The organism is Rhodococcus sp. MS16 (genome assembly GCF_013277795.1).
Classification (GTDB): Bacteria; Actinomycetota; Actinomycetes; order Mycobacteriales; family Mycobacteriaceae; genus Rhodococcus_F; species Rhodococcus_F globerula.
Window position 1 is genome coordinate 56,895 of record NZ_VBTM01000003.1, and the last position, 23,066, is coordinate 79,960.

Annotated in this window: 22 protein-coding genes; 11 read left to right on the forward strand and 11 right to left on the reverse strand. The window is 61.5% G+C overall.

The features are described from left to right. The first annotated feature begins 22 nt into the window (after window positions 1-22). The 5 genes from FEZ60_RS05220 to FEZ60_RS05240 all read left to right on the forward strand — a co-directional run bounded on the left by FEZ60_RS05220 (window position 23) and on the right by FEZ60_RS05240 (window position 6,130). Window positions 23-1,567: a carboxylesterase/lipase family protein gene (locus tag FEZ60_RS05220; RefSeq protein WP_172935702.1), complete on the forward strand. Its 1,545-nt coding sequence runs from the start codon at window positions 23-25 to the stop codon at window positions 1,565-1,567. After that, window positions 1,564-3,048 (forward strand): carboxylesterase family protein, encoded by a 1,485-nt coding sequence (locus tag FEZ60_RS05225; RefSeq protein ID WP_172935703.1) that lies wholly within the window; start codon window positions 1,564-1,566, stop codon window positions 3,046-3,048. Before FEZ60_RS05220 ends, FEZ60_RS05225 begins: the two co-directional genes overlap by 4 nt. Window positions 3,049-3,092: 44 nt before the next feature. Next, window positions 3,093-3,983, forward strand: a complete 891-nt coding sequence (locus tag FEZ60_RS05230) for an SDR family oxidoreductase (protein WP_172935704.1) — start codon at window positions 3,093-3,095, stop codon at window positions 3,981-3,983. Further along, window positions 3,983-5,728: a DEAD/DEAH box helicase gene (locus FEZ60_RS05235; protein WP_172935705.1), complete on the forward strand. Its 1,746-nt coding sequence runs from the start codon at window positions 3,983-3,985 to the stop codon at window positions 5,726-5,728. Before FEZ60_RS05230 ends, FEZ60_RS05235 begins: the two co-directional genes overlap by 1 nt. A 63-nt stretch (window positions 5,729-5,791) precedes the next feature. After that, window positions 5,792-6,130: a YciI family protein gene (locus FEZ60_RS05240; RefSeq protein WP_033234195.1), complete on the forward strand. Its 339-nt coding sequence runs from the start codon at window positions 5,792-5,794 to the stop codon at window positions 6,128-6,130. On the opposite strand, the gene FEZ60_RS05245 is transcribed toward FEZ60_RS05240, so the two are convergent. Next, the gene (locus tag FEZ60_RS05245) at window positions 6,127-7,365 is read right to left on the reverse strand and encodes an MFS transporter (protein ID WP_141486357.1); all 1,239 of its coding nucleotides are present in this window, start codon (window positions 7,363-7,365) and stop codon (window positions 6,127-6,129) included. The genes FEZ60_RS05240 and FEZ60_RS05245 overlap by 4 nt on opposite strands. Window positions 7,366-7,447: 82 nt before the next feature. Between FEZ60_RS05245 and FEZ60_RS05250 the strand changes: the two genes are divergently transcribed. After that, window positions 7,448-8,323 (forward strand): LysR family transcriptional regulator, encoded by an 876-nt coding sequence (locus FEZ60_RS05250; protein ID WP_116102153.1) that lies wholly within the window; start codon window positions 7,448-7,450, stop codon window positions 8,321-8,323. Here FEZ60_RS05250 and FEZ60_RS05255 read toward each other — a convergent pair. The 4 genes from FEZ60_RS05255 to cobF form a co-directional block, all read right to left on the reverse strand. After that, window positions 8,316-9,182: an Fpg/Nei family DNA glycosylase gene (locus FEZ60_RS05255; RefSeq protein WP_172935706.1), complete on the reverse strand. Its 867-nt coding sequence runs from the start codon at window positions 9,180-9,182 to the stop codon at window positions 8,316-8,318. The genes FEZ60_RS05250 and FEZ60_RS05255 overlap by 8 nt on opposite strands. 31 nt (window positions 9,183-9,213) lie before the next feature. Further along, entirely contained in the window at window positions 9,214-10,389 is a 1,176-nt protein-coding gene (locus tag FEZ60_RS33060; RefSeq protein ID WP_033234193.1) for a GGDEF domain-containing protein, read from the reverse strand. Between the two features lie 44 nt (window positions 10,390-10,433). Next, window positions 10,434-11,600 (reverse strand): GGDEF domain-containing protein, encoded by a 1,167-nt coding sequence (locus FEZ60_RS05265; RefSeq protein ID WP_051730470.1) that lies wholly within the window; start codon window positions 11,598-11,600, stop codon window positions 10,434-10,436. A 77-nt stretch (window positions 11,601-11,677) separates the two neighbouring features. Beyond that, window positions 11,678-12,418: a precorrin-6A synthase (deacetylating) gene (gene cobF, locus FEZ60_RS05270; RefSeq protein WP_033234191.1), complete on the reverse strand. Its 741-nt coding sequence runs from the start codon at window positions 12,416-12,418 to the stop codon at window positions 11,678-11,680. A gap of 37 nt (window positions 12,419-12,455) precedes the next feature. Here cobF and FEZ60_RS05275 point away from each other — a divergent pair, with 37 nt between their 5' ends. The 5 genes from FEZ60_RS05275 (at window position 12,456) to FEZ60_RS05295 (ending at window position 16,590) form a co-directional block, all read left to right on the forward strand. After that, window positions 12,456-13,256, forward strand: coding sequence for a thymidylate synthase (locus FEZ60_RS05275; protein ID WP_261984623.1), 801 nt, complete (start codon window positions 12,456-12,458; stop codon window positions 13,254-13,256). 2 nt (window positions 13,257-13,258) lie between these two features. Continuing rightward, window positions 13,259-13,750, forward strand: coding sequence for a dihydrofolate reductase (locus FEZ60_RS05280; RefSeq protein ID WP_172935707.1), 492 nt, complete (start codon window positions 13,259-13,261; stop codon window positions 13,748-13,750). Window positions 13,751-13,836: 86 nt separating this feature from the next. Then, window positions 13,837-14,169 (forward strand): cupin domain-containing protein, encoded by a 333-nt coding sequence (locus FEZ60_RS05285; RefSeq protein WP_033234188.1) that lies wholly within the window; start codon window positions 13,837-13,839, stop codon window positions 14,167-14,169. A 30-nt stretch (window positions 14,170-14,199) separates the two neighbouring features. After that, complete coding sequence (locus FEZ60_RS05290) at window positions 14,200-14,895, forward strand: hypothetical protein (RefSeq protein WP_095888418.1); 696 nt, start codon at window positions 14,200-14,202, stop codon at window positions 14,893-14,895. Between the two features lie 27 nt (window positions 14,896-14,922). Then, window positions 14,923-16,590: a GAF domain-containing protein gene (locus FEZ60_RS05295; protein ID WP_116102154.1), complete on the forward strand. Its 1,668-nt coding sequence runs from the start codon at window positions 14,923-14,925 to the stop codon at window positions 16,588-16,590. A 1-nt stretch (window position 16,591) separates the two neighbouring features. On the opposite strand, the gene FEZ60_RS05300 is transcribed toward FEZ60_RS05295, so the two are convergent. The 6 genes from FEZ60_RS05300 to FEZ60_RS05325 all read right to left on the reverse strand — a co-directional run bounded on the left by FEZ60_RS05300 (window position 16,592) and on the right by FEZ60_RS05325 (window position 23,055). Further along, complete coding sequence (locus FEZ60_RS05300) at window positions 16,592-17,224, reverse strand: response regulator transcription factor (RefSeq protein ID WP_033234187.1); 633 nt, start codon at window positions 17,222-17,224, stop codon at window positions 16,592-16,594. 75 nt (window positions 17,225-17,299) lie between these two features. Next, the gene (locus FEZ60_RS05305; protein ID WP_033234186.1) at window positions 17,300-18,193 is read right to left on the reverse strand and encodes a universal stress protein; all 894 of its coding nucleotides are present in this window, start codon (window positions 18,191-18,193) and stop codon (window positions 17,300-17,302) included. A 168-nt stretch (window positions 18,194-18,361) separates the two neighbouring features. After that, window positions 18,362-19,402 (reverse strand): LLM class F420-dependent oxidoreductase, encoded by a 1,041-nt coding sequence (locus FEZ60_RS05310; protein WP_033234185.1) that lies wholly within the window; start codon window positions 19,400-19,402, stop codon window positions 18,362-18,364. Between the two features lie 170 nt (window positions 19,403-19,572). Beyond that, window positions 19,573-20,466: a universal stress protein gene (locus FEZ60_RS05315; protein ID WP_033234184.1), complete on the reverse strand. Its 894-nt coding sequence runs from the start codon at window positions 20,464-20,466 to the stop codon at window positions 19,573-19,575. 144 nt (window positions 20,467-20,610) lie between these two features. Beyond that, window positions 20,611-22,116, reverse strand: coding sequence for a glutamate-cysteine ligase family protein (locus FEZ60_RS05320; RefSeq protein ID WP_033234183.1), 1,506 nt, complete (start codon window positions 22,114-22,116; stop codon window positions 20,611-20,613). 150 nt (window positions 22,117-22,266) lie between these two features. After that, window positions 22,267-23,055 (reverse strand): M23 family metallopeptidase, encoded by a 789-nt coding sequence (locus FEZ60_RS05325; protein ID WP_033234182.1) that lies wholly within the window; start codon window positions 23,053-23,055, stop codon window positions 22,267-22,269. Window positions 23,056-23,066 lie beyond the last annotated feature (11 nt).

Sequence of the window (23,066 nt, forward strand, 5' to 3'; positions counted from 1 at the left end):
GAAGTTACGTATAGTCGCGACTATGGCGGCAGACGCACCGACGAATCCAGGTCTACTCGTACGCACAGCTGACGGAACATTGCGCGGCACGCGGGTGCGCAAACTCCGTGCGTGGCGAGGCATTCCTTACGCGCGTCCCCCGGTCGGAGCTTTGCGGCTGCAAGCGCCACGACCAGTGCGGCCTTGGCGAGGTGAGCGGAACGCGTCGGCGTTCGGCGATGCGTCGGTCCAGAACAAGAAGGGCTTGGCACTGGCTCCCGGGAAGTATCAACCCAGCAGCGAAGACTGCCTCACACTCAATGTTCTTGCCCCCGAATACCCCAGCCGCGAGCCCCTTCCGGTAATGGTGTTCATCCACGGGGGCGCCAATACCATTGGCACCTCGGCGACGGGCATCTATTCCGGGCGCTCGCTCGTCACCCGCGGCAACATCGTGTACGTATCGATCAATTACCGACTGGGCGCTCTGGGTTTCTTGGATTTCACCGAATTCTCCACTCCTCGGCATCATTTCGACGCCAACCTCGGGCTTCGTGATCAAGTGGCCGCATTGCAATGGGTGCAGCGGAACATTGCAGCATTCGGCGGCGACCCCGATCGAGTGACGGTCTTCGGCGAATCGGCCGGCGGCACTGCCGTCACCACCCTGCTGGCGACGCCGGCGGCCAAAGGATTGTTCGCGGCCGCCATAGCCGAGAGCCCGGCACCGGATCTTGTTGCCAACCAGTCACTCTCACGCGAATGGGGTCGACGGTTCATCGACATTCTGGGCTCCGACGCCACCCCGGACCAGGCTCTGCGTCTTACGTCGGCTCGTGAATTGGGCCGCGCCGGAGCCCGCCTGGGAGCCGAAGCTCTTGCTGCTACACCAGGGCTCCATCCGTTCGGGCCCAGTGTCGACGGAGATTTTCTTCCCCACCCGCCGGTGGAGGCGTGCAGTCGCGGCCTGGCACATCGGGTTCCGCTGATCATCGGCACCAACAAGCGTGAGGGCACGCTCTTCCCGAAGTTCCTCGACGGGCTCCCGACAACTCCCGCGCGAATCGAGAGGATGTTCGCCCTCACCGATCCCGCAGCCGGAAATCGAATCCTTGCAACATATCCGGGATACCCGAGCACTGACACTGCAATCGACATCGGCGGCGACGTGACTTTCTGGCATCCGTCGGTGGAGTTGGCGCAGGCACACGCGCAGTACGCACCCACGTACGCCTACCGCTTCGACTTTGCGCCACCACTGATGCGATGGGTCGGTCTCGACGCCACTCACGGGTTCGAAATGTTTGCGGTATTCGGTATCGGTGACAGCGCCGTCGGCCGTGGCCTCACAGTTCCTGGTGGCAGGCGAGGCCTCAGCGCCGTCACCGAGGCGATGCAGGGACATTGGCTGCACTTCGCACAGCATGCGGCACCTCGAAGTGACTGGCCGAGTTACGCCGCGCAGCGTCACACGATGATCTTCGACGCGATCTCTCGCGTGGACACCGATCCGCGCGCCGAGCAACGACGCGCCTGGTCCGGCTATGCGGGCTACCGCAACTACGCACCGAATCAGGTTTCTTCGTGACCGACAACCTTGACGTAGTACTCGATTCGGGAAAGATCCGGGGCCGCTACCTCGCGACCCGCACCGGTCGACTCCGCACCTGGCGCGGCATTCCCTACGCTGCTCCGCCGATCGGGCCGGCGCGGTTTCTCGCACCGCAACCAGTTGCCAGGTGGGCGGGAACCCGCTCGGCCACCGAGTTCGATTCACCGGCACCACAGCGTAAGAGCACCGAAAACGAGTCGTGTCTGTTCGTGAATGTTCTTGCGCCCGAGTCGGCCCGTGTTACCCGACGTCCCGTGATGGTGTTCATTCACGGCGGCGCGTACAACGGCGGAAATCCGTCGGCGCCGATGTACTGGGGAACGTCGTTGGTGGAACGTGGCGATGTCATCTACGTCTCCGTCCAGTACCGCCTCGGCGCGCTCGGCTACCTCGATTTCAGTGAATTCTCCACTGCGGAGCACTCATTCGACTCGAATATCGGGCTACGAGACCAAATTGCGGCACTCGAATGGGTCCAGCGAAACGCCGCGGCGTTCGGCGGTGATCCTGACAACGTCACAATCTTCGGTGAATCGTCCGGCGCAAATGCCGTCACCACTGTGATGACAACACCGTCTACGCGAGGGTTGTTTGCCCGCGCCATCGCTCAAAGCCCGCCGGCAGCTTCGGCATACGGAAAAGAACGCGCGCACGGGTGGGCACGCGAATTCCTCGACATTGCCGGAGCCCCGACCAAGACACCCGCGGCCTGGCTACGAAATGTACCGGTTCGCCGGCTCGTCGAGGTCGGCGACGAACTTGTGCGTCGCGGCGCTGACGAGGAACCTGGTACCCGTGCTTTCGCGCCTGTTGTGGGCGACGACGTCCTCCCCGAACATCCGCTGGACGTCTTTGCCGCCGGAAAATCTCATCCCGTTCCACTGATGCTCGGGTCAAATCTCCACGAGGGCAGAATCTTTCCACGTTTCCTCAACATTCTTCCCACCGATCCCGCCCGCATCGAGAAAATGTTCTCGCACGTTTCGGCCGACGTGAAGGCCCGCGCACTCGCCGCCTATCCGACGTATCCGCACCGCTACGCCGCCGCAGACATCGGCGGCGACATCACATTCTGGGAACCGATGGTCCTGTGCGCACAAGGACATTGCGACGTGGCCCCCACGTACAGCTACCGCTACGATTTTGCGCCGCGCATCCTCACCCTGGTCGGACTTGGCGCCACCCACGCCACAGAACTGTTTGCCGTGTTCGGGCGATCGGACGCCCTCACCGGTGCGCTGACCGCGATCGGTGGGCGTCGGGCTCTGGCGACGGTCACCGAAGCGATGCAAGAACATTGGATCAACTTCGCGAGAACCGGTAGCCCGGGTACCGAGTGGCCCGTGTACACGAGCGCCCAGCGGAGAACCATGATTTTCGACCGCATCAGCCGAGTGGAGAGCGATCCACTCGGCGACCGTCGACGAGCCTGGATCGGATACGAGCACCGACGCTGACAACAGGGCAAGATGTACACACACCAAGAACGAAGGGGTTCCCCATGTCCGAGCGTTCACGCACCATCGCCGTCACCGGCGCCACTGGCCATATCGGCGGGGAGGTCGCTCGCATCCTCACCGAGTCCGGTATTCCGCTGAGGCTGATCGCGCGTTCGATCAGCCGACTCCCCCAGTTACCCGGTACGGAGAGCGCTGAGGCCACCTTCTCCGATCACGATCGCGCCGCCGCGGCCCTGCACGGCATCGACATCTTGTTCATGGTCTCGGCAGCAGAGAGTGCCGACCGTCTCGATCAGCACCGCACCTTCATCGACGCTGCCGTCTCCGCAGGCGTGCGCCACATCGTCTACACCTCGTACCTCGGCGCAGCACCGGACGCCACCTTCACGTTGGCCCGCGACCACTGCGCCACTGAGCAACATATCCGTTCCACCGCAATGTCTTTCACCTTTCTTCGCGACAGCGCTTACCTCGACTTCCTTCCCGCTATGGCCGGCGCTGACGGTGTCATCCGGGGCCCGGCCGGCAATGGCGCGGTCGGCGCGGTTGCTCGATCGGACATCGCCCGCGTCGCCGCGTCGGTACTGACCGATCCCGATGCGCATGTCGGCCGAACCTACGACCTCACCGGTCGGGAAGCGCTCACCCTCGCCGAGGTGGCAGCGATCATCACCGACGTCACCGGGCGTGAGACGGTTTATCACGAAGAAACCGTCGAGGAGGCCTATGCATCCCGCGCGTCGTACAACGCACCGGACTGGGAAGTTGATGCCTGGGTGTCCACCTACACCGCCATCGCAAACGGAGAACTCGCTGTCATCAGCACTGCGGTGGAAGACATCACCGGACGCCCGCCGTTGACGCTGCGCGAACTCCTCGGCAGTGATCTCAACACTGATCTCAACACTGACGAAACCGGTACCGACGCCTGATGCCACCCCGCAAGCGAACTGCAACAACACGTAAGCCAGCCACCCGAAAGACAGCTACACGAAAGGCGCCCACCCGAAAGACAGCTACAACTCCGGACGTTCCCACCGCAGGCCCGGGTGAACGTGTCTGGCTCCTCGACGTCCCGTTCCGGACTGCGGCGCCGGGCGCACAGTTCGTGAAGAAATGGAAGAGCTATGCCTGGGTGGGCAGCGAACTTCCTACCGAACTACTGTCGTTCAAAGCGCTCCCCTTCTCCTACCAGCAGTGGGTAGAGGACGACATCAATGGCGGTGCCGGAGAACGTCCGACGTCGGCGCCTAAAATACCTAGACCTGTTCAGGTTTCGGGGGCCGCTGCGGTAGTCGACGCCGCCCGCGCCTGCCGACGCGGTTTCTTGTTGGCCGACAACGCAGGTCTGGGCAAGACACTCATTGCGATCATGGCGGCCAAGACAATCGCCGAAGAACGTGGCGAGTCCAGCATCCTGGTCCTCGTCGACCGACCCGCTCAGATCACCATCCCGCATTGGCGGTACTCCATCGCTTCCGTCGGCGACGGCGGATTCCGTTGGCTGATCATGTCTCCCGATCAACTGAAGAAGCTCATTGCCCGCAACGGCCGCCCCAAGTACACATTCGGGGTTGTCATTGCCGACGAAGCCCAGCTGTACAGCAACGACACTCAGCGCACAGCGGCGTTCGAGAAGGTTGCCCGCTTCCCCAACAGTCACGATCAGTCGCCATTTGTCCTGTCGGTGACCGCAACGCCTGGTCACACTCCTGCCGATCAGCGTTATCTCGCACCACTTTTCGCGCAGCTACACAACGAGCCGTCGGAGTACTGGTCGGACTTAGGCGCCAGGCTACTCGAATCCGGCCTCCCACTGGATAAGTCGTACGGCAAGTGGACGTGGAGCGCCGAAGCCAAGGAATCACCGACTCTACAGGCGAGCGCTCTGGAAACCGTCCGAGGATGGTTGTCGAACAGTAAGCCGCCGTTGATGATTCATCGCCGAACTCCGTGGGGTCCGGTCCCACTCGACGGTATGCCTATCGACCTCACCCCTGCTCAACGCGCGCAGTACGAGACGGAGTGGGCCGAGTACGCGTACGAAATGGGATTGGCACGTAAAAGCCGCAACATTGCTCGCGGCCGCGCGCTGGTTCTGCGATACCGGCAGAAGGCCGGCATGATCCGCGCCGAATCCACCGCTCAGTGGGCGCAGGCTCAGGTCAAGGCAGGAAAGCAGGTGCTGGTGGCCGTCGAATTCGTGTCAACAGCGGGCGATCCGCTGGTCGAGATGATCGAAGACTCGGGGATTTCCGTTGCCAAGATTTTTGGCGCGGTCACCGACAAGGAGCACCAACGCCTTCGCTTCCAACGCGGCGAGGCGCCCGTTGTCGTTTTCAACGTCACGACGTCCATCTCACTGCATGCCAACGAGGCATTGCCGGACGGCACTCACGCGTCACCGCTGCCTCGCACCGGGATCTTCCATCAACCCCGGTACTCCGGTATTGCCGCCGAGCAGACTTTTGGTCGATCACACCGCGACTACCAAACGTGCCCGTGGCTCATCCCTTTTGGCGTCGGCACCAAGGAAGAGGATGTTGCAACAACGATGTTGCGTAATCTTCAGTCGGTAACCGGTTTGAAGGGTGGAGACCAGTCGGGCCTTCGCAGTCTCGCCGAACTCCTCGGCGTTGAATGGCTCGAGCCTGATGTCCTTACTGCCGAGCGCTAGACGCACTCGGTGCCGTTGATGCAACCCTTGATGTCCGCCCCGTCCGCGGGGCACCATCGAGACATGACCAAATACCTCATCTCCTTCCCGAGCGAAGCGCTGGTGCTCACCGACGAGGAGTTCCCGATCGTCTCCGCCGAATCCCACGCTGTGATCGAGGAGGCGAAGGCTGCCGGCGTCTACGTATTCGGCGGCGGAATCGACGGGGAAGTCGATCCCGTGCTGGTATCCGCCGACGGGTCGGTGAGCACCGAGATCTATCCGGGCAGCGAACTCACGGGCGGGTTCACCGTGCTGGAGCTGCCGACGCGCGAGGACGCGGTCGAGTGGGCGAGGAAAATCGCAGTGGCCTGCCGTTGCTCGCAGGAGCTCCGCGAGTTCGGGTACGACCCGGCCAGCTAGAGCCTCCGGCCCTGTGCGCCTTTCTGGTAGTGAGCGCTACCGGAAAGGCGCACAGGGTCATCCAACCGCCGGTCGACCATCCACACCGCTACCGTGGCGACGGAGAATGCCAGGCCGGCGATGCACACGCCGGACCATCCATACCCCTTCCAGACAACAGATCCCACGGCCGACCCGACGGCAGCGCCGACGAAGTAAGTCGTCATGTAGACGGAATTGACACGCGACCGCGCCTCCGGGACGAGTGCGTAGATGATGTTCTGGTTGCTGACATGCACTCCTTGCAGCGCAAGATCGGCGAGCAGGAAGGCGATCAGGAACCACACGAGGTGGGTGCCACCCACGGCAAAAGGCAACCAGCACAACAGAAGGACGGCCAGGGCGCCACCGGTGGCAAGTTGGGCCTTGCCACGATCAGCCAACCGCCCAGCGACAGTGGCCATCGACGCTCCCGCCACGCCGAGTAATCCCACCAGGCCGATCTGCGTGTCGTTGTACCCGAATTCGCCGGCCAGGAGAAATGCCATGGTGGTGAAGACCGTGCTGACCGCAGCAAAGGCGAGCCCGCCCATGGCGGCGCGAGTACGCAACCGCGGCAGGGTTTTTGCCAGGCTCCCGAGCGAACGCAGGGTCGCGAGGTAGCTCACCTTCGGCCGTGGGCCGGCGTCCGTGGGCAGGGATCGCCACAGCGCAACAGCCATGATCACCATCAACACCGCTGCCACCTTGTACACCGTCGACCATCCGCCCAGCCCGGAGAGCAGTCCGGCAACGCTGCGTGCCAACAGAATTCCGATCAGCAGGCCACTCATGATCGTGCCGACCACCTGGCCGGACCGCTGCGGTTCGGCGAGCGATGCGGCAAACGGAATGAGAACCTGCGCGGCAACCGAAAAGACACCGGCAACAGCGATTCCCACGGCCAGGGTGGCGAAGTTCGGAGCAAATCCACTGACCGCTTGACCGAGTGCTGCCAGAAGCATCAGACCAACCGTCAGCTTGCGTCGGTCGACCATGTCACCTACCGGCACCAGAAGCACCAAACCGAGCGCGTACGACACCTGGGCGATAGTCACCGTGGCAGCCGCCGTTGACGGCGACACATTCAAATGTTCCGCGATGGAATCGAGAAGCGGCTGGTTGAAGTAGTTGCCACCCGCGCACAGACCCGTTGCTGCCGCCATGAGCAGCACTATCGGTAGTCCAAGCCGTGGACGCGTGTCGTGAGAAATCATTGCTCAAGCATGAACCGCCATCCGATTGCAGTCCAATAGATAGATCTGCAGAATCAATCCTCAAAACAGATAGATTGGTGTCATGGAACTTCGGCACATCCGCTACGCACTCGCTGTTGCGGAGGACAGGCACTTCAGTCGAGCGGCACTTCGACTCCACGTGTCACAGTCGGCGTTGAGCACTCAGATACGGGATCTCGAACGCGAGCTCGGTGTCGAACTCTTCCAAAGAAACAGCCGCAATGTCGGGCTGACCGAGTCGGGCGAAGTGTTCGTCTCCCGAGCCCGAGACGTACTCGGTGCCGTGTCGCGACTGGTCAGCGACGTTTCGGGAAGCAACGTCGAGCAGGTTCGACTCACTGTCGGCGTCATTTCCTCAGCGGGCCGCGTCGATGTCGGACAGGCACTGGCAGCTCTGACGCAGCGCCACCCCGGCATCGATGTGACGGTGCGCCCCTACGGCAGCGAGGTAGTGATCGACGGCGTTCGATCGGGGGCTATCGACGTAGGAATTGTCGGCTTGGCGCCTGGGCGACTACCCAAGACGTTCTCGGCAACCCCGTTGTGGAGCGAGTCGACTGCCGCGTTTGTTCCGGACGGTCACCCTTTCAGCACACTGCCGTCCATCCGACTCGACGATCTGCGAGACGTCCCGCTCGTGGACTTCGCGTCGGGCAGCGAGGCCCGGGTCCAAACCGATCAGGCATTTGCGGAATCGCGGGTTCCGCGGGGACGCACGTACGAAGCGAATTCCGTCGACCTCATCTGTTCCCTGACAGTCAACGGCCTGGGCGTCGGCTTGCTGCCGGAGTCGATGAGCGCCGAGCATCCCGAATTGGTCTGTGTGCCGATCGCCGATGCGCCGCACCGGGTGGTCCATGCCATTACCGACCCGGCCCACTCATCGTCACTGGCCCGGGAGTTCGTCACACTCCTCTCCGATCAGTTCACTACTTGAGCAGCCGCGACATTCGCCTGTCTGCCAATGGTTTTCCGCCGGTCTGGCAGGTTGCGCAGTACTGGAAGGATCGCTCGGCAAAAGACACTTCGCGCACCACATCACCACACACGGTGCAGGGCAAACCGGTGCGGGCGTGTACCCGCATTCCCGATCGCTTCTCACCCTTCAGCCGTGCCGCGTCCTGTCCAACCGATCGCTCGACGGCATCGGCCAGCACGGTTCGCATGGCATCGTACAGCGTTGTTATCTGTTCTTCGGTAAGACGAGACGACGTCGCGAACGGGGAAAGCCGTGCCGTGTGCAGGATTTCGTCGGAGTAGGCATTCCCGACGCCGGCGAGGAGTGACTGGTCGACTATCGCATTCTTGATCCGGGCGGAGGTACCACCAAGTATCTCGGCAAATTCCGCTTCGGTGACGGCCATGGCGTCGGGTCCCAGACGAGCGATCCCCGGCACCTCCAGCGGGTCCGCCACTATCCACACTGCCAGGCGTTTTTTCGTGCCGGCTTCGGTGAGATCGCAAGCAGGAGTGAGCCCCTCCGGCGTGAAGAAATGAACTCGAAGCGCCAACGGACCTTTGCCTGGTTTTGGTGGCGTCGACGACGGATTGTCCTGCCACCGCATCCATCCCGCACGCGACAGATGAGTGATGAGCCAGAGCCCATCGCAGTCCAGCCCAAGATGTTTACCGAATCTGGCTGCGCCCGTCACGTCTCGGCCCTGCAATGCAGCAATCGGCGGATCGAAGGTCTTGAGCACGCTCAATGCGGCAATGTCGATGCGGCCGACTACAGCGCCCACTGCGTGTTCGCGGAGAAATCCCGCCAGCGCTTCTACCTCGGGCAGTTCAGGCATGGCATCACCCTAGCGCCGAACACCGACAAACTCACTGCAGATTTCGCAGTACGACGACGGCGTGTTCCTGTCGTGCTTTTGCTGTGTACATGGCTTGATCCGCGCTTCGGAGGAGTGTTCCGTAGACGGCAATCGCACGATCCGGGGATCCGAACGGACCGGCCGCTGCGACAATTCCGACGCTCAACTCGACAACAGGATGCTCGGGACCGGTGACGGTTATGTTTCGCAGGGACTCTGCGAGACTGTCGATTTCCTGATCGTCGCACCGATCCACGAGGACGAACTCGTCACCGCCAATGCGCGCGATCAACGCAGACGGACCGGCGGACTGTGTCAGTCTCGCGGCAACCTTCTCGATCACAACATCACCGACGTCGTGCCCGTACTCGTCGTTGATCGTCTTGAATCGATTGATATCCACCGCTGCGACAACCAAATTGGTGGAACTCTCGAATGGCCGATGCAACATCAATCCGACCTCGTCGGCCAACCCTCGTCTGTTCAAGAGTCCGCTCAGCGGGTCATGTTGCGCTTTCAAGGCATCGGTTCCGAGAATCGAGAACACGAACTGACACGCAAACGGGATCGCGTAGATGGCCGCGCCGACCAACAGGACCATGGCGATCAACGACGGAACATCGGTGTACTTTTCGATATAGGCGATGCGCGCGACAACTCCGATAACCACGACGGACGCCCACAACAGATGCAGAGTCTGCATGCGCGCGTTGTGGAAGAAGGCGATGTATCCGCCGATCACGGAGAACATCACACTGTGCGCCAATGCTGCTAGCGGATTCGAGTACAGCACCAGCGCTGCGGCAATCCCAATTTCCGAATAAATCACGAACACGTAGGACCAGGATCGCTCCAACCTGCCTCTGGTCGCGAGAATCGCGGCCATCAGCGCCGTCAGGACGATGATCACGAGGTTGGCGGTGCGCTCCCCGTGAGTAGTGGGACCCGCAGGACTGAATCTGGTCAAGAACATCACGACGATTACCAGAAGCAACGAGCTGACAACCAATGTTCTCGATGCGCCGGTCAGCCCTTTGTCTGCGAGATAACGTGTGAAGGACTCGAATTGGTCAGGGCGTCGATACCAGTCGACGAGCAGCGGCGCGACTCGGTGCAACGCGGCAGACGAAAACGGCCGTTCGGTAGCTTTGCTACCCGAATGTCCGTCATCGACCGCTGCACCCACCCGAACAGGATAAGCCTGCACGACCTTCCGCTATCCGACAATCATCACAATTGCGTGTGGGTGACGATGACCCGGTCACCCCCGGACGCCTTTGCCTGATACATCGCAGCGTCAGCGAGTCGGAACAATCCCGCGAGTTCCACTTCCGAGACATAACTGGACGTCGAAGTCGACGGAATTGCGATTCCGATGCTGGTCGTGACCACCGGAACGTTGTCGGGCAACCGCATGTGCCGACGCAGATTCTCCTCGAGTTCGAGTTCAGCGCGCTTGCCGATCATGTCGACCAACACGAACTCGTCACCGCCGAATCTCGAGAACAGAGCGTGATTACTTCCACATCGACGTAGCCTCACCGCGAACTCGCGAAGGACAATATCGCCCTGTTCGTGTCCGTACGAATCGTTGACAGTCTTGAAATTGTCGACATCGACGATCACCACGACACAAGACAATCCGCGGGAGTTCGCTTCGGTGACCCCCCATTCTTCGACCGACCGCTGCAGTCCGCGCCGGTTCAGCAGGCCGGTCAGCGGATCCACATCCGAACTCTCGGCGTCCGAACCCAGGATCGACAGCACGAACTGGCAGGCAAATGGAATGACCACGATGCTCGTGGCGACAACCAACGACAACGCGATCGCCAACGCCGGATCCTCGTAAACGGCCACCTGACGAGCGACAAGCACCAGAACCACGCCGGACAGAACCATGTGCGCGGCCTGTAGTCGCGCATTGTGAAAATACGCGATATAGCCGCCCACCAAAACGAAGACGATGCATTGGATCAAACCGATAAACGGATCGCGGTTCAGAAATACACCGATCACTACGCCGAGCTCCGCGTACGCGACAAACAGGTACGACCATTTTCGGGTCAGTGCCGGCAGAAGACTGAACAGCACAATCATCGCGACGGTCCCGGCGATGATCGCCGCGTTGATGACACTCGTGACTTGGTTGTGGACGCCCGCTTCGCTGAAACGCAGCAACAACATGGCAACCGCCACCGACACACACGACGCGATCACGATCAGGCGCACCGCCACCTCCAGCCCCTTGGACGCGAGGTATCGGGTGAAACTGTCGAACTGATCCGGCCGTCGAAACCACTGCACCAGAAGAGCGATTGCCGACCGCAGTGCTGACTGATCGCGTTCGCGCGGGGCAGGCAGGATCTCATGCGACCGATCCGCCCCGAACGATGTCATGGGCAAATCATAGGGTGCCGGTCCGCCGACAGTTGCACTTCACCTGGGTAAATACTTACCGCCTGCAGCGCGGCGGTCTAGCGACGAACGAGATACGTATCCATGATCCAGCCGTGCTTCTCACGCAATTCCGCCCGCACACGCACGATGTCGTCTTCTACCTCACGCAGGTTCCCGGCAATCAACACTTCGTCCGGTGTGCCCAGGTACGCGCCCCACCAGATTTCCACGTCATCCCCGGCAACCTCGGTAAACGTGCAGTGCGCGTCAAGCATCACGACGGCGTTGTCGATGCCGTCCGGCAATCCTTCGGCGAGCTTGCGCCCAGTGGTGATGTGTATCGATTCGCCGATGCGGTTGAGCACGATGCGGTGCTGCGCCGCCAAAGACTGCACACTCGTGACACCGGGAATTACCGTGTAGTCGAATGTGACGTTGCCGCGCGCAAGCACTCGTTCGACGATGCGCAAGGTGCTGTCGTAGAGCGACGGGTCACCCCATACCAATATCGCGCCGACTCCGGCTTCGGCCGAAAACTCTTCCTCGAAGATCGACGCTCGACGGTCATGCCAGTCGTCGACAACACCTTCGTAGTCCGAAGGTGTCCGATCTCTCGGGGGATCGGTTATCTCGACGACGCGGTATTCACCGGTCACATGTTCTTCGAGAATCCCGGTTCTCAAGTCGACGAGATCCTGCTTCTCACTCCCCTTACCGATCACAAAGAATGTATCGGCCCTGTTCATGGCCTTGACAGCTTGGATCGTCACTTGGTCGGGGTCACCGGCGCCGACGCCGATCACGAGGAGTTCACGCATTGAACGAGGCTATCGTGCGTGCCCTAGACTGTGTCCCGTGACTGTCTCCACCGCATATGAAGACCTGTTGAAACTCGTGATGGAGACCGGCACCCCCAAAGCCGATCGCACCGGCACCGGCACTCGCAGCATCTTCGGTCACCAGATGCGATTCGATCTTGCCGACGGTTTCCCCCTGGTCACCACCAAGAAGGTGCACCTCAAGTCGATTGTCAACGAACTGTTGTGGTTCTTGCGCGGCGACTCCAACGTGGCGTGGCTACATGAACACGGCGTCTCCATCTGGGACGAGTGGGCCGACGAGAACGGTGAACTGGGCCCGGTCTACGGCGTCCAGTGGCGCAGTTGGCCCACCCCGTCGGGTGAGCACATCGACCAGATCACGCAAACTCTCGAAACCTTGCGATCCAACCCCGATTCGCGTCGGATCATCGTCTCCGCGTGGAACGTCGCCGACATTCCGCAGATGGCGCTCGCACCGTGCCACGCGTTTTTCCAGTTCTACGTCGCCGACGGCAAGCTCTCGTGCCAGTTGTATCAGCGTAGTGCCGACATGTTCCTGGGTGTTCCCTTCAACATCGCCAGCTACGCCCTGCTCACACACATGATGGCGCAGCAGGCCGGTCTCGACGTCGGCGAATTCATCTGGACCGGCGGCGACTGCCATATCTACGACAACCACGTCGATCAGGTCACCGAACAACTAAGCCGGACCCCGCTCGACCTTCCGGTTCTGAAACTGAACAAGCGCGATTCCATCTTCGATTACACCTTCGAGGATGTCGAAATAGTCGGTTACCAGCACCATCCTGCTATCAAGGCTCCGGTCGCGGTCTGATCATGAATGATCGCGCAGTCACCCTCATCTGGGCTCAGGCGAACAATGGTGTCATCGGTGCAGGCAACACGATTCCGTGGCGACTGCCGGAGGACATGGCCTACTTCAAGCGAGTCACCATGGGGCATCCGGTGATCATGGGCCGGTTGACCTGGGATTCCATTCCACCCAAGTTCCGGCCGTTCAGTGGTCGCCGCAATATCGTTGTCACCCGCAATTCGGAGTGGGCAGCGGACGGAGCCGAAGCCGCACCCAGCCTCGACGACGCGCTGGCCTTGCCTGACCGTGACCTCTTTGTTGTCGGCGGAGGGCAAATATATTCGGCTGCACTGCCATTCGCGACGCGTCTCTTGGTGACCGAGATCGATCTCGATATCACCGGCGAAGCCTTTGCTCCCGAGATCGGCCCCGATTGGAACCTCACGTCCGACGAGCCCTGGCACACGTCGGAGAAGACCGGGTTGCGCTTCCGCTGGCTCGAATACACTCGCTGACCACTTCCGCCAATAACGAGGCACCTCACCAGCCTGTCGGTCATACTCGAGAAACCGAGATGATCGCGCTACCCGAGAGGTCTTCGATGGACAAGAAGTCACTGACAGCCCTCGCCCGTCAACAATTGAAACTGGCTGCGTCGGCAACCAGCGGTCGTAGTTCACAAACCGTCTATGGTGGCCACCAACGCAGCCTGCGACAGACCGTGATCGCGCTGAGCGCCGGCAAGAGCCTCGCTGAACACGACAGTCCCGGCGAAGCAACGCTGTTGGTCCTGAGCGGGAAACTCAATCTCGTGTGCGGTAGCGACGAATGGAAAGGGTCGACTGGCGATTTCCTCACCATTCCGGCCCACCGGCACAGTGTCGAAGCGCTCGAGGACGTTGCTTTTCTGCTGACAGTCGCTATGAAGGGCTGACGGACGGTTGATCCCGGTAGCGTGTTCCCCGTGAACGAAACGGTGATCGAGGTGTCCATCGCAGCAGCGCCGTCCGTGCTGTGGCCGGCGCTGCGCGATCCTTCGCTGATTCGGCGCTGGTTCGGGTGGGACTACGACGGACTCGACGACGAAATCACTCAGATCTACGGCACCGCGGTCGCAGACCCTGACGCACACACCCTCGAACTGGGTAACGGTGATCGCTTCGCCTTGATCGACCAGGGCGGCAGAACCATTGTCCGGATGACGCGTCCGCCGCAGGTACCCGACGACGAATGGTACGAGGACATCACGGAGGGCTGGACCACATTTCTGCACTTCTTGAAGTTCGGCGTCGAACATCACGGATTGGCCGAGCGCAGAACAATTTACCTCGACGGCCCACTGATTCCGGGTGAATCCGCAGCCTCGATCCTCGGACTCGGGCACCTTCCTGTGGAAGCCGGCGGGCGTTACACCGCCACGCTTGCTCCCGGCGATTACGCCGACGGCATTGTCGACTTCGTCAGCGCGCTGCAAACAGGAGTGACAATCGAAGACCTTGGTCCCGGACTGTTGGTGGTCGCGGCAAAGCCGACGGTTCCGTACCGCGCCCAGCAGGAACTCCAGATCATTCTGGCCACTTACGATCTCAGCGCGGACGAGTTCGACGAGATCGAACATCACTGGAAGCAGTGGTGGGACGGCCGATCTCGCCAAGAGTGACCACACTGGGAGCGATATGCTTCGAGCATGATCGACTCTTCGGGCAACCCGACACGCAATTTCGCCGAAGTACTCGAGCGTCTGGCCGACTCCAAGGCTGACATCCCGACGCTCCACCGACTTCTCGAAGCAGTGCTTGTTGTCGGTTCCGGGCTTGATCTCGATCTCACGCTGCAGCGCATCATTATTGCGGCAACCACTGTATTGGATTGCAACTACGGGGCATTGGGCGTGCGGGCACCGGGCGGTGGGCTGGCCGAATTCGTGTACGAGGGCATCGACGAACCGCTGCGGCAGACGATGGGACACTTCCCGGAAGGCCACGGCGTGCTCGGCGTCCTCATGAACGATCCCAAGACTCTGCGTGTTCCGCATCTCGGCGCCCACCCCGCCTCTGTCGGATTTCCCGCCAATCATCCGCCGATGGACAGCTTCCTGGGCGCGCCGATCATGATGCGCGGTGAGGTTTTCGGCAGCATCTATCTCACCGAGAAACGTGGTGCGGCAGAGTTCACCGAGGAGGACGAGGTCATCCTCGAAGCGCTTGCCATCGCCGCCGGTATCGCAGCCGAGAACGTCAGGCTGTTCGAGCAGTCTCGGACCCGTGAAAGATGGCTCACCGCAATGTCTGCCATCCGGTCACGATTGCTGGCGGGCGATTCGCTCGACGACAGTCTGCAACTGCTCGCCACCCGTGTGCGCGAGTTGACCGGCATCGACGATGTCATCGTGCTGATCTGCGAGAACGGCTACGCGCAGGTACACACCGCGGTCAGCGCCCGGCCGACATCGCGGGGAGTCCGAGTCCCGGCGAGCCTCTATCCATTCGACGTCATTCGGCAGACTCGACGGTTGCACGTATTCACCGAATTGGGCTCGCTGCTCGACTTGGTCCCGACAGCGGGTAGCGCGGTGCTGGCCCCGATGACGGTTGCATCCGGCGTGGTGGGCGCATTACTGCTCACGTCGGATTCCGCCAACACTCACTGGGATTCGGACGAACTCACCCGGATCGAGTCGATGGCCGAATTAGGCTCTGTAGCTATCGAATTCGACGAGAAACAACGTGGACAGCGTCTCCTGTCGGTTCTGGCAGATCGCGACCGCATTGCGCGTGACCTGCATGACAACGTCATTCAGCGTCTGTTTGCCAGCGGCATGAGCCTGCAGAGCACCTTGCCCGATTCCGATCTTCCCGACTCAGCGCGTGCCATCGTCACCCGGTCGCTGGAGCAGTTGGACCAAACCGTCCGCGAAATCCGCACCACCATCTTCGATCTCCAGACACCCGCCACCGCGGACTCGACCAGCCTGCGCCGACGCCTCCTCGACGTAATCGGTGACGCCACAGCACAATCAGCAGTCACCCCGAGCGTTCAGTTCTCCGGAGCGATCGACACACTCGTGAAAGCCGGAATCCACCCCCATGCCGAAGCCGTGCTTCGTGAGGGTTTGAGCAACGTTCTGCGACATGCCCAGGCAGACACGATCACCATCTCCGTGACCGCCGACCTCGAATTTGCCATCACCATCGACGACGACGGCAAAGGTATCCCCGTCGGCGTCCACAAGAGCGGCTTGCACAATCTCGAGCGCCGCGCTGAACATTGTGGTGGCACATGCACAATCGGCAACCGCAGCCCGAACGGCACCCGCCTGGTGTGGCGGGTACCGCTGAGGCGGCGGAAGCCCTGAACTACTTGTTGCGCAGCTCGGTTGCCAGCACGGCAGCCTGAGTCCTGCGCTGCATACCCAGCTTCGAGAGCAAACGGGTCACGTAGTTCTTGACCGTCTTCTCGGCGAGGAACAGCCTCGCGCCGATCTCTCGATTGGTCAGGCCCTCACCGATGAGGTCGAATACCGCGCGTTCCTGATCGGAGAGTTCCGCCAGCGGATCTGCGGTGCGTTCGCTGCGGATTCGCGCCATCAACGCTTCGGTGGCGCGGCTGTCGAGCAGCGATCCACCCAAGCCGACGGTGCGTACCGCCGCAACAAGATCCGTGCCCAGAATCTGCTTCAGCACAAAGCCGGACGCGCCCGCCATGATGGCGTCGAGCAGCGCTTCGTCGTCCGCATACGAGGTCAACATCAGGCACCGCAGGTTCGGCAGCATCGAGCGAAGGTCGCGACACAATTCAACGCCGTTGCCGTCGGCCAGTCGCACGTCCAGAACCGCGACATCGACATTGCTCTTGGGGATAACGGCCATCGCCTCCCCTACCGACGACGCTTCCCCGACCACCTCGAAATCCTCGACGCCGCCGAGCAGATCGAACAGTCCGCGTCGGACGATCTCGTGATCGTCGACCAGGAACACGCGCGTAGTCATCTAAGCCTCTTTCAAGAATCTATTGCCGATCGAAACAACTGTGGTGTCAGTTGACGAGTGTCAGTTCCAGCCGTGTCAGTTCTTGCTGTGGCGCACGATCAACACGGGGCAATCTGCGGTGTGCAGAAGTGCGCGACTCGTCGAGCCCAGAAGCATTCCGGTGAAGCCACCACGTCCGCGGCTACCGACCACCACCAACTGCGCAGTCTCGGCATACTCGCTCAAAACCCGCACCGGGCGATCGCGCGCGACTACACGCTCGACCACAACGTCTGGGTATCGCTCGGTGAATCCGGCCAACTGCTCTGCCAGAACTACTTCTTCGCCGGTCTGGATGCTGCTCCACAACGGGTCGTCCGGAGTGGCGCCCAGTGAAGGCTGCACACTCACGTCGCTCCACACGTTGACGGCGATCAGCGTGGCGCCGCGCGCCGACGCCTGCTCGAATGCGTGCTCGATGGCCTCGATGCTGTTTTCGGAGCCGTCGACACCGACAACAACCGGTCCCTGAGTGGGCGGCTGACCGTCCAGTGTCCGCCCGCGCACGACTGCCACGGGCGATTCACCGTGCGAGACAATCGATACCGTCACCGAACCGACGACAAGTCCGGTGAATTCGCCGTGCCCACGCGGACCTACGGCAACCATGTATGCGCGTTTGGACAATTCGATCAATGAATCGGAGACACTGCCGTCGAGTTGTTCGGTGACTACTTCGAGATCACCGTCGACACTCTGGTGGGCCAGGATCTTGGCGCTGTCGAGTCTGGCACGAGCAGTGCGTCGCAGTTCGTCCTTGAAACTCTCGGCCAGATACGGCTCGGAATAATAGAAGGCCGGAATGTGCACCACCGTTGCAATATGCAGCGGACGCCCCAACACAGCGGCGGTGCGTGCGGCCCACACAACGGCCGACGACGCCGCCTCGGAACCGTCCACAGCTACGACAACCGGTTGGATTGCACTCATTTTCGTCCCTTCAGGATCGACTACAGAACTCTATCTGCCTCCACACTATTGCTCCCACACTATTGCCCAAGTGCGATAAATACGTTTTATCCGCTACGGCAGGTCCCGAATCGGACATCTGCTGTGCGCCTTTATTGACCGCGGGGGGTTAATAAAGGCGCACAGCGGTTAATCACAAATGTTCCGGAACTTCTCGATCAGGCCGACACGTCCGGCGCGATCAGCCGCCAGCGGGGTGACGTTAAGGGTGGTGACGCCGGATTCTGCAAATGCGGCGACGCGTTCACGGACGTAGCTTTCGGGACCGATGAGCGAGACTGCACGGACGAGGTCGTCCGGCACTGCTGCCGCGGCTTCTTCTTTCTTGCCTGCAAGGTAGAGATCTTGGATCTTCTCGGCAGCTTCGGCGTAGCCGTAGCGGACGGCAAGATCGTTGTAGAAGTTCTTTCCCTTGGCTCCCATGCCGCCGATGTAGAGGGCGATGCTGGGACGGACCCAGTCCAGCATGTGGTCGACGTCGTCACCGATGGCCAGCGCCGGGGACGCGTACACCTGCAGTTCGCCGAGGCTGGGGTCGCGCTTCGCCTTGCCCTTGGCGAGGGGCTCTCCCCAGACGCTTGCTGCTTTCTCGGGGTGGTAGAAAATCGGCTCCCACCCTTCCGCGATCTCGGCGGTGAGTTCGACGTTCTTCGGGCCGAGGGAAGCGATGAGGATCGGGATGCGCTCACGAACGGGATGGTTGATGAGCTTGAGCGGCTTGCCCAGTCCGGTTCCCTTCTCGGCGGGTAGCGGCACCTGGTAGTACTTGCCCTGGTACTCGACCTTTTCCCGACGCCATACCTGGCGGCAGATTTCGACGACCTCGCGAGTACGGCCGAGAGGGGCGTCGTACTTGACGCCGTGGAAACCTTCGATCACCTGTGGGCCGGACGCGCCAAGGCCCATGACAAATCGTCCGTTGGAGACGAAGTCGAGGCCGGCGGCAGTCATCGCGGTAAGCGACGGCGTGCGGGTGTAGATCTGGAAGATGCCGGAGGCAAGTTCGATGGTTGTCGTCTTCGCGGCCAGGTATCCGAGTTGGCTGACCGCGTCGAACGAGTAGGCCTCCGGGACAAACGCAATGTCCAGACCGGCCTTTTCGAGGTCACCGACTTCTTCGACAGTCTCGGCGAATCCGCCGCTGTAGTTCAAACCCATTCCGATGCGCACGTTCTAACCCCAATCCTCACGATTGCCATGTGTGCGCCAGGCACACCTCTCCTTGAACACTACGGAACATGAGGCCGTATTCATGTGACTGCCCCGGTCATATTCGGTGACCGAAATGAACTTCGGTGACCGAAATGAACGGGGCAGGTTCTCACAGGCGCATCGAGAAATCAGGAATCTTCGGGACGAACCACCATCACCGGGCACTGCGCGGAAGCGATCAGTGTGTTGCTTGTGGATCCAAGGAGCATTCCGCGGAATCCGCCGCGGCCTCGGCTACCGACGACGACAAGCTGCGCCCGAGCCGACCACTCGAGCAGGCGGCCACGCGGGTTGTCGAGGTAGATCTCACGGCGAACCACGACGTCAGGGTACTTCTCGGACCATCCGGCAAGATTCTCGCTCAATACCGCATGCTCTTCTTCCTCGAGCGATGCCGGTGCCAGCGCGGCAGCGCGGGGATCTTCGAACGCTGCTGTTCCGAGGTCACTCCAGACGTGGACGGCTACCAGTTCTGCGCCGCGGAACGCCGCTTCCTCGAATGCCGCACCCACAGCCTGCGCGCTCAGCGCACTGCCGTCTACGCCCACGACGACGGGACCATCGGACGGTACGACGCCGTCACGTTCGCGCACAACGATGACGGGGCACTTACCGTGGCTCGCGACACCGACTGCGGTGTTGCCGAGTACCGCGGTGGCAGCCTTTCCGGACGACGATGCTCCCACGACGACCAGACGGGCTTTCGCGGAGCTCTCCAGAAGCCACTGCGTCGGGCTACCGATGGCCATCTCGGTGTGAACGGTGACCGTCGGGGCGACCTCGGCGGCAAACTTCTCGGCGTCGCCGAGTACGGCTTTTCCGGCCTCTTCCACCCACTCGTACACGCCACCCGCGTCGATGTACGGGCCGCCGAATCCGTACGGCGCAAAGTCGAGCGCGTGAATGATATCGAGACGCAATTCTCGCTGCGCGGCAATTTTCGCAGCTTCTCGGAGCGCGGTCGACGCGGTGTCCGATCCGTCGATTCCGACGACGACATTGTTGTGTTCGCGTGAACTCATGTGCCCACCTTCCGTAAGAAGTAATCGAGCCACTTCCACTCTAACCATCGCAATTACGACATGGTTTCCGGGTCGAATCCATCCCTGTTTCGATGACCAAGGTCCCCGAAACTGTTGATGGGGAGTTGAATTAGCGAGCCCGAATCAGTCCCACAAGTGAACTGGATTACCGCTGCGCATGTTTTCGATATATGCCCGCATCATCTCGGCAAGAGCGGCAGTTCGATCGAGTCCTGCGGCCTCACCGGCGACGACGCGTCCCCGCTGCCACGCCGCACCGGTTTGCCGGTTGAGACACCGGCCTTCGATGACGCCGAGGTACTTCTCACGCGCTGCACTCGACAACCCGAAGTCGGCCAAGCCTTCGTCCGCGAGGGGAAGTAGCCGTCGCAGGATCAATTCGTCCGCACCGACCCAGCCCATGCCCGGCCAGTACAGCATTGCGTCCAGCCCGTGCTTGGCGCCGATGTGCAGGTTCTCTTCTGCGGCATGGAAAGACATCTGCGACCACAGTGGGCGATCCGCGTTGACGAGCGCCCGCACTGTTCCGTAGTAGAACGCGGCGTTTGCCATGATGTCGAGTACGGTGGGCCCGGCCGGCAGCACTCGATTCTCGATCCGCAAGTGCGGCTTGCCATCCGAGCAGTCGTACACCGGACGATTCCAGCGGTAGACGGTTCCGTTGTGCATCTGGAGTTCTTTCAACTCCGGAATTCCGCCTGCCGCAAGAACCTCCAGGGGATCCGCATCGGAGACGTCTGGTAGCAGCGCCGGGAAGTATCGCGAATTCTCCTCGAAGAGATCGAGAACCGAATGTATCCAGCGTTCCCCGAACCAGACGCGTGGTCGCACTCCCTGATTCTTGAGTTCGAGTGTTCTGGTGTCCGTGGCCTGTTCGAAGATCGGTATCCGAGATTCATGCCACAGCGCCTTGCCTGCCAGGAATGGCGAGTTGGCGGCCAGCGCCACCTGCGGCCCGGCCAGGCACTGCGCCGCGTTCCAGTGCGGCGCAAACTCTTCGGGAGAAACCCGAAGGTGCAACTGCATCGACGTGCAGGCCGCCTCGGGAACCACCGAATTGGTATCGGCGCGTAGCACTTCCACTGGCCCACCGGAAAGTGCGACACCCTCTACGTCGAGTTCGATGTCTTCACCACGCGCTGCGAAGATCTGCTCGTTGAGTAATTCGTAGCGCGGATTCGCGGTAATCCACTCGCGGTCGAGGTGCTCGAGCTGGAGCGTCGGCAGCATCCCGATCATCACCATCTCGGCGTCGTGCTCATGGATGCGAGCGTCCGCGATCGCGAGTGAACTGCGCAGTTTTTCTTCGAGCTCGAATGTGTTGTCGCCGGTCAGTGGGCCAGGTTCGACATTCATCTCGACGTTGAACTGCCCGAGCTCCGTTTGAAACACCGCATCGTCGTCGATGGCGTCGAGCACTGCAAGGTTGGACATCGCCGGCAGCATGTCGCCGGCTACGAGGTTGAACTCGATCTCCATTCCCAGCAACGGGTCGGGTTTCTCGACTGCGTCCCGGAAGTCGCCGCGATCGAGCATCTGCTTCATGGCGTCGACGCACAATCGCACCTTCTTGCGGAACACCCGCCGGTCGGCCCTCGTGAACATTCGTGCTTGAACTTCTGCGCCCATATCCGATCCCCCTCCTTCGCGATCAACCACCGAAGGTCGTCTTCCGCAAGGCTAACCGGCCGACTCCCGACCACAACCCGAACCGAGCATGAAAAGACTGCAGGGCACCGGAATTAACTCCGATGCCCTGCCGGTCCGCAAAAGATCTTCCTACGAGTTGTCCACCCAGGTCACTGCCACGCCGCGCGCCTTCAGCCAGATGGCCGGATCAACCTTGGCGCCGTTTTCCGCAACCTCGAAGTGCAGGTGCGGGCCGGTGGACTGGCCGCGGTTACCGACGGTAGCGATCTGCTGGCCGGCGGCTACGCGCTGGCCCACTGCAACCTGGTAGTCGTTGACGTGTCCGTATGTGGTGACTGCGCCGTCGTCGTGCTGGATGCGCACCCAGAGACCGAAGCCCGAGGCCGGACCGGCGTCGATGACCTGACCGGATGCTGCCGCGAGAACCGGAGTTCCGATCGGGGCGGCGATGTCCAGACCGCCGTGGTGTGCGCCCCAACGGTTACCGAACGTGGAGGTGAGCGTTCCGGAAACAGGCTGAACGGTGCCGCTGTTCGACGAAACCGGGTTGAACGAGCCGGTGAACTGCTGCACCTGTGCGTTCACCTGTGCCACGAGGTCGGGAAGTTCGGGAACCTCGATGCCCGCCGCCGGCGGGAGCCCAAGATTCGACAGCTCGGCTGGGATCTCGATGCCCTCGGGAAGCAATCCCTGCGGAATCTCGAATCCGGCGATGTTCTGGGTGGCCGGGGCTGCCGCTGCGGTGCCTGCACCCATCTGACCTGCGCCAACGAGCAGTGCGCCCGTGGCTGCAGCTACAACACCAGCCTTGACGCCTGCGCCCGGGCCAGCCGACGGAACGCGGTGACGTCCACTCGCTGCGTCTGGATCGATCTCGAATGCAGCAATGGAATTGTCCGTGCGGTGGTGGTCTCCCACAGTTTTTACCC

What these genes read in the sequence shown, in the direction of transcription:
- FEZ60_RS05280 (WP_172935707.1), top strand. Translation starts at nt 13,259, where the DNA reads ATGAATGATCGCGCAGTCACCCTCATCTGGGCTCAGGCGAACAATGGT.
- FEZ60_RS05295 (WP_116102154.1), top strand. Translation starts at nt 14,923, where the DNA reads ATGATCGACTCTTCGGGCAACCCGACACGCAATTTCGCCGAAGTACTC.
- FEZ60_RS05315 (WP_033234184.1), bottom strand. Translation starts at nt 20,466, where the DNA reads ATGAGTTCACGCGAACACAACAATGTCGTCGTCGGAATCGACGGATCG.
- FEZ60_RS05285 (WP_033234188.1), top strand. Translation starts at nt 13,837, where the DNA reads ATGGACAAGAAGTCACTGACAGCCCTCGCCCGTCAACAATTGAAACTG.
- FEZ60_RS05265 (WP_051730470.1), bottom strand. Translation starts at nt 11,600, where the DNA reads ATGACATCGTTCGGGGCGGATCGGTCGCATGAGATCCTGCCTGCCCCG.
- FEZ60_RS05240 (WP_033234195.1), top strand. Translation starts at nt 5,792, where the DNA reads ATGACCAAATACCTCATCTCCTTCCCGAGCGAAGCGCTGGTGCTCACC.
- FEZ60_RS05300 (WP_033234187.1), bottom strand. Translation starts at nt 17,224, where the DNA reads ATGACTACGCGCGTGTTCCTGGTCGACGATCACGAGATCGTCCGACGC.
- FEZ60_RS05255 (WP_172935706.1), bottom strand. Translation starts at nt 9,182, where the DNA reads ATGCCTGAACTGCCCGAGGTAGAAGCGCTGGCGGGATTTCTCCGCGAA.
- FEZ60_RS05245 (WP_141486357.1), bottom strand. Translation starts at nt 7,365, where the DNA reads ATGATTTCTCACGACACGCGTCCACGGCTTGGACTACCGATAGTGCTG.
- FEZ60_RS05320 (WP_033234183.1), bottom strand. Translation starts at nt 22,116, where the DNA reads ATGGGCGCAGAAGTTCAAGCACGAATGTTCACGAGGGCCGACCGGCGG.
- FEZ60_RS05220 (WP_172935702.1), top strand. Translation starts at nt 23, where the DNA reads ATGGCGGCAGACGCACCGACGAATCCAGGTCTACTCGTACGCACAGCT.
- FEZ60_RS05235 (WP_172935705.1), top strand. Translation starts at nt 3,983, where the DNA reads ATGCCACCCCGCAAGCGAACTGCAACAACACGTAAGCCAGCCACCCGA.
- FEZ60_RS05230 (WP_172935704.1), top strand. Translation starts at nt 3,093, where the DNA reads ATGTCCGAGCGTTCACGCACCATCGCCGTCACCGGCGCCACTGGCCAT.
- FEZ60_RS05250 (WP_116102153.1), top strand. Translation starts at nt 7,448, where the DNA reads ATGGAACTTCGGCACATCCGCTACGCACTCGCTGTTGCGGAGGACAGG.
- FEZ60_RS05305 (WP_033234186.1), bottom strand. Translation starts at nt 18,193, where the DNA reads ATGAGTGCAATCCAACCGGTTGTCGTAGCTGTGGACGGTTCCGAGGCG.
- cobF (WP_033234191.1), bottom strand. Translation starts at nt 12,418, where the DNA reads ATGCGTGAACTCCTCGTGATCGGCGTCGGCGCCGGTGACCCCGACCAA.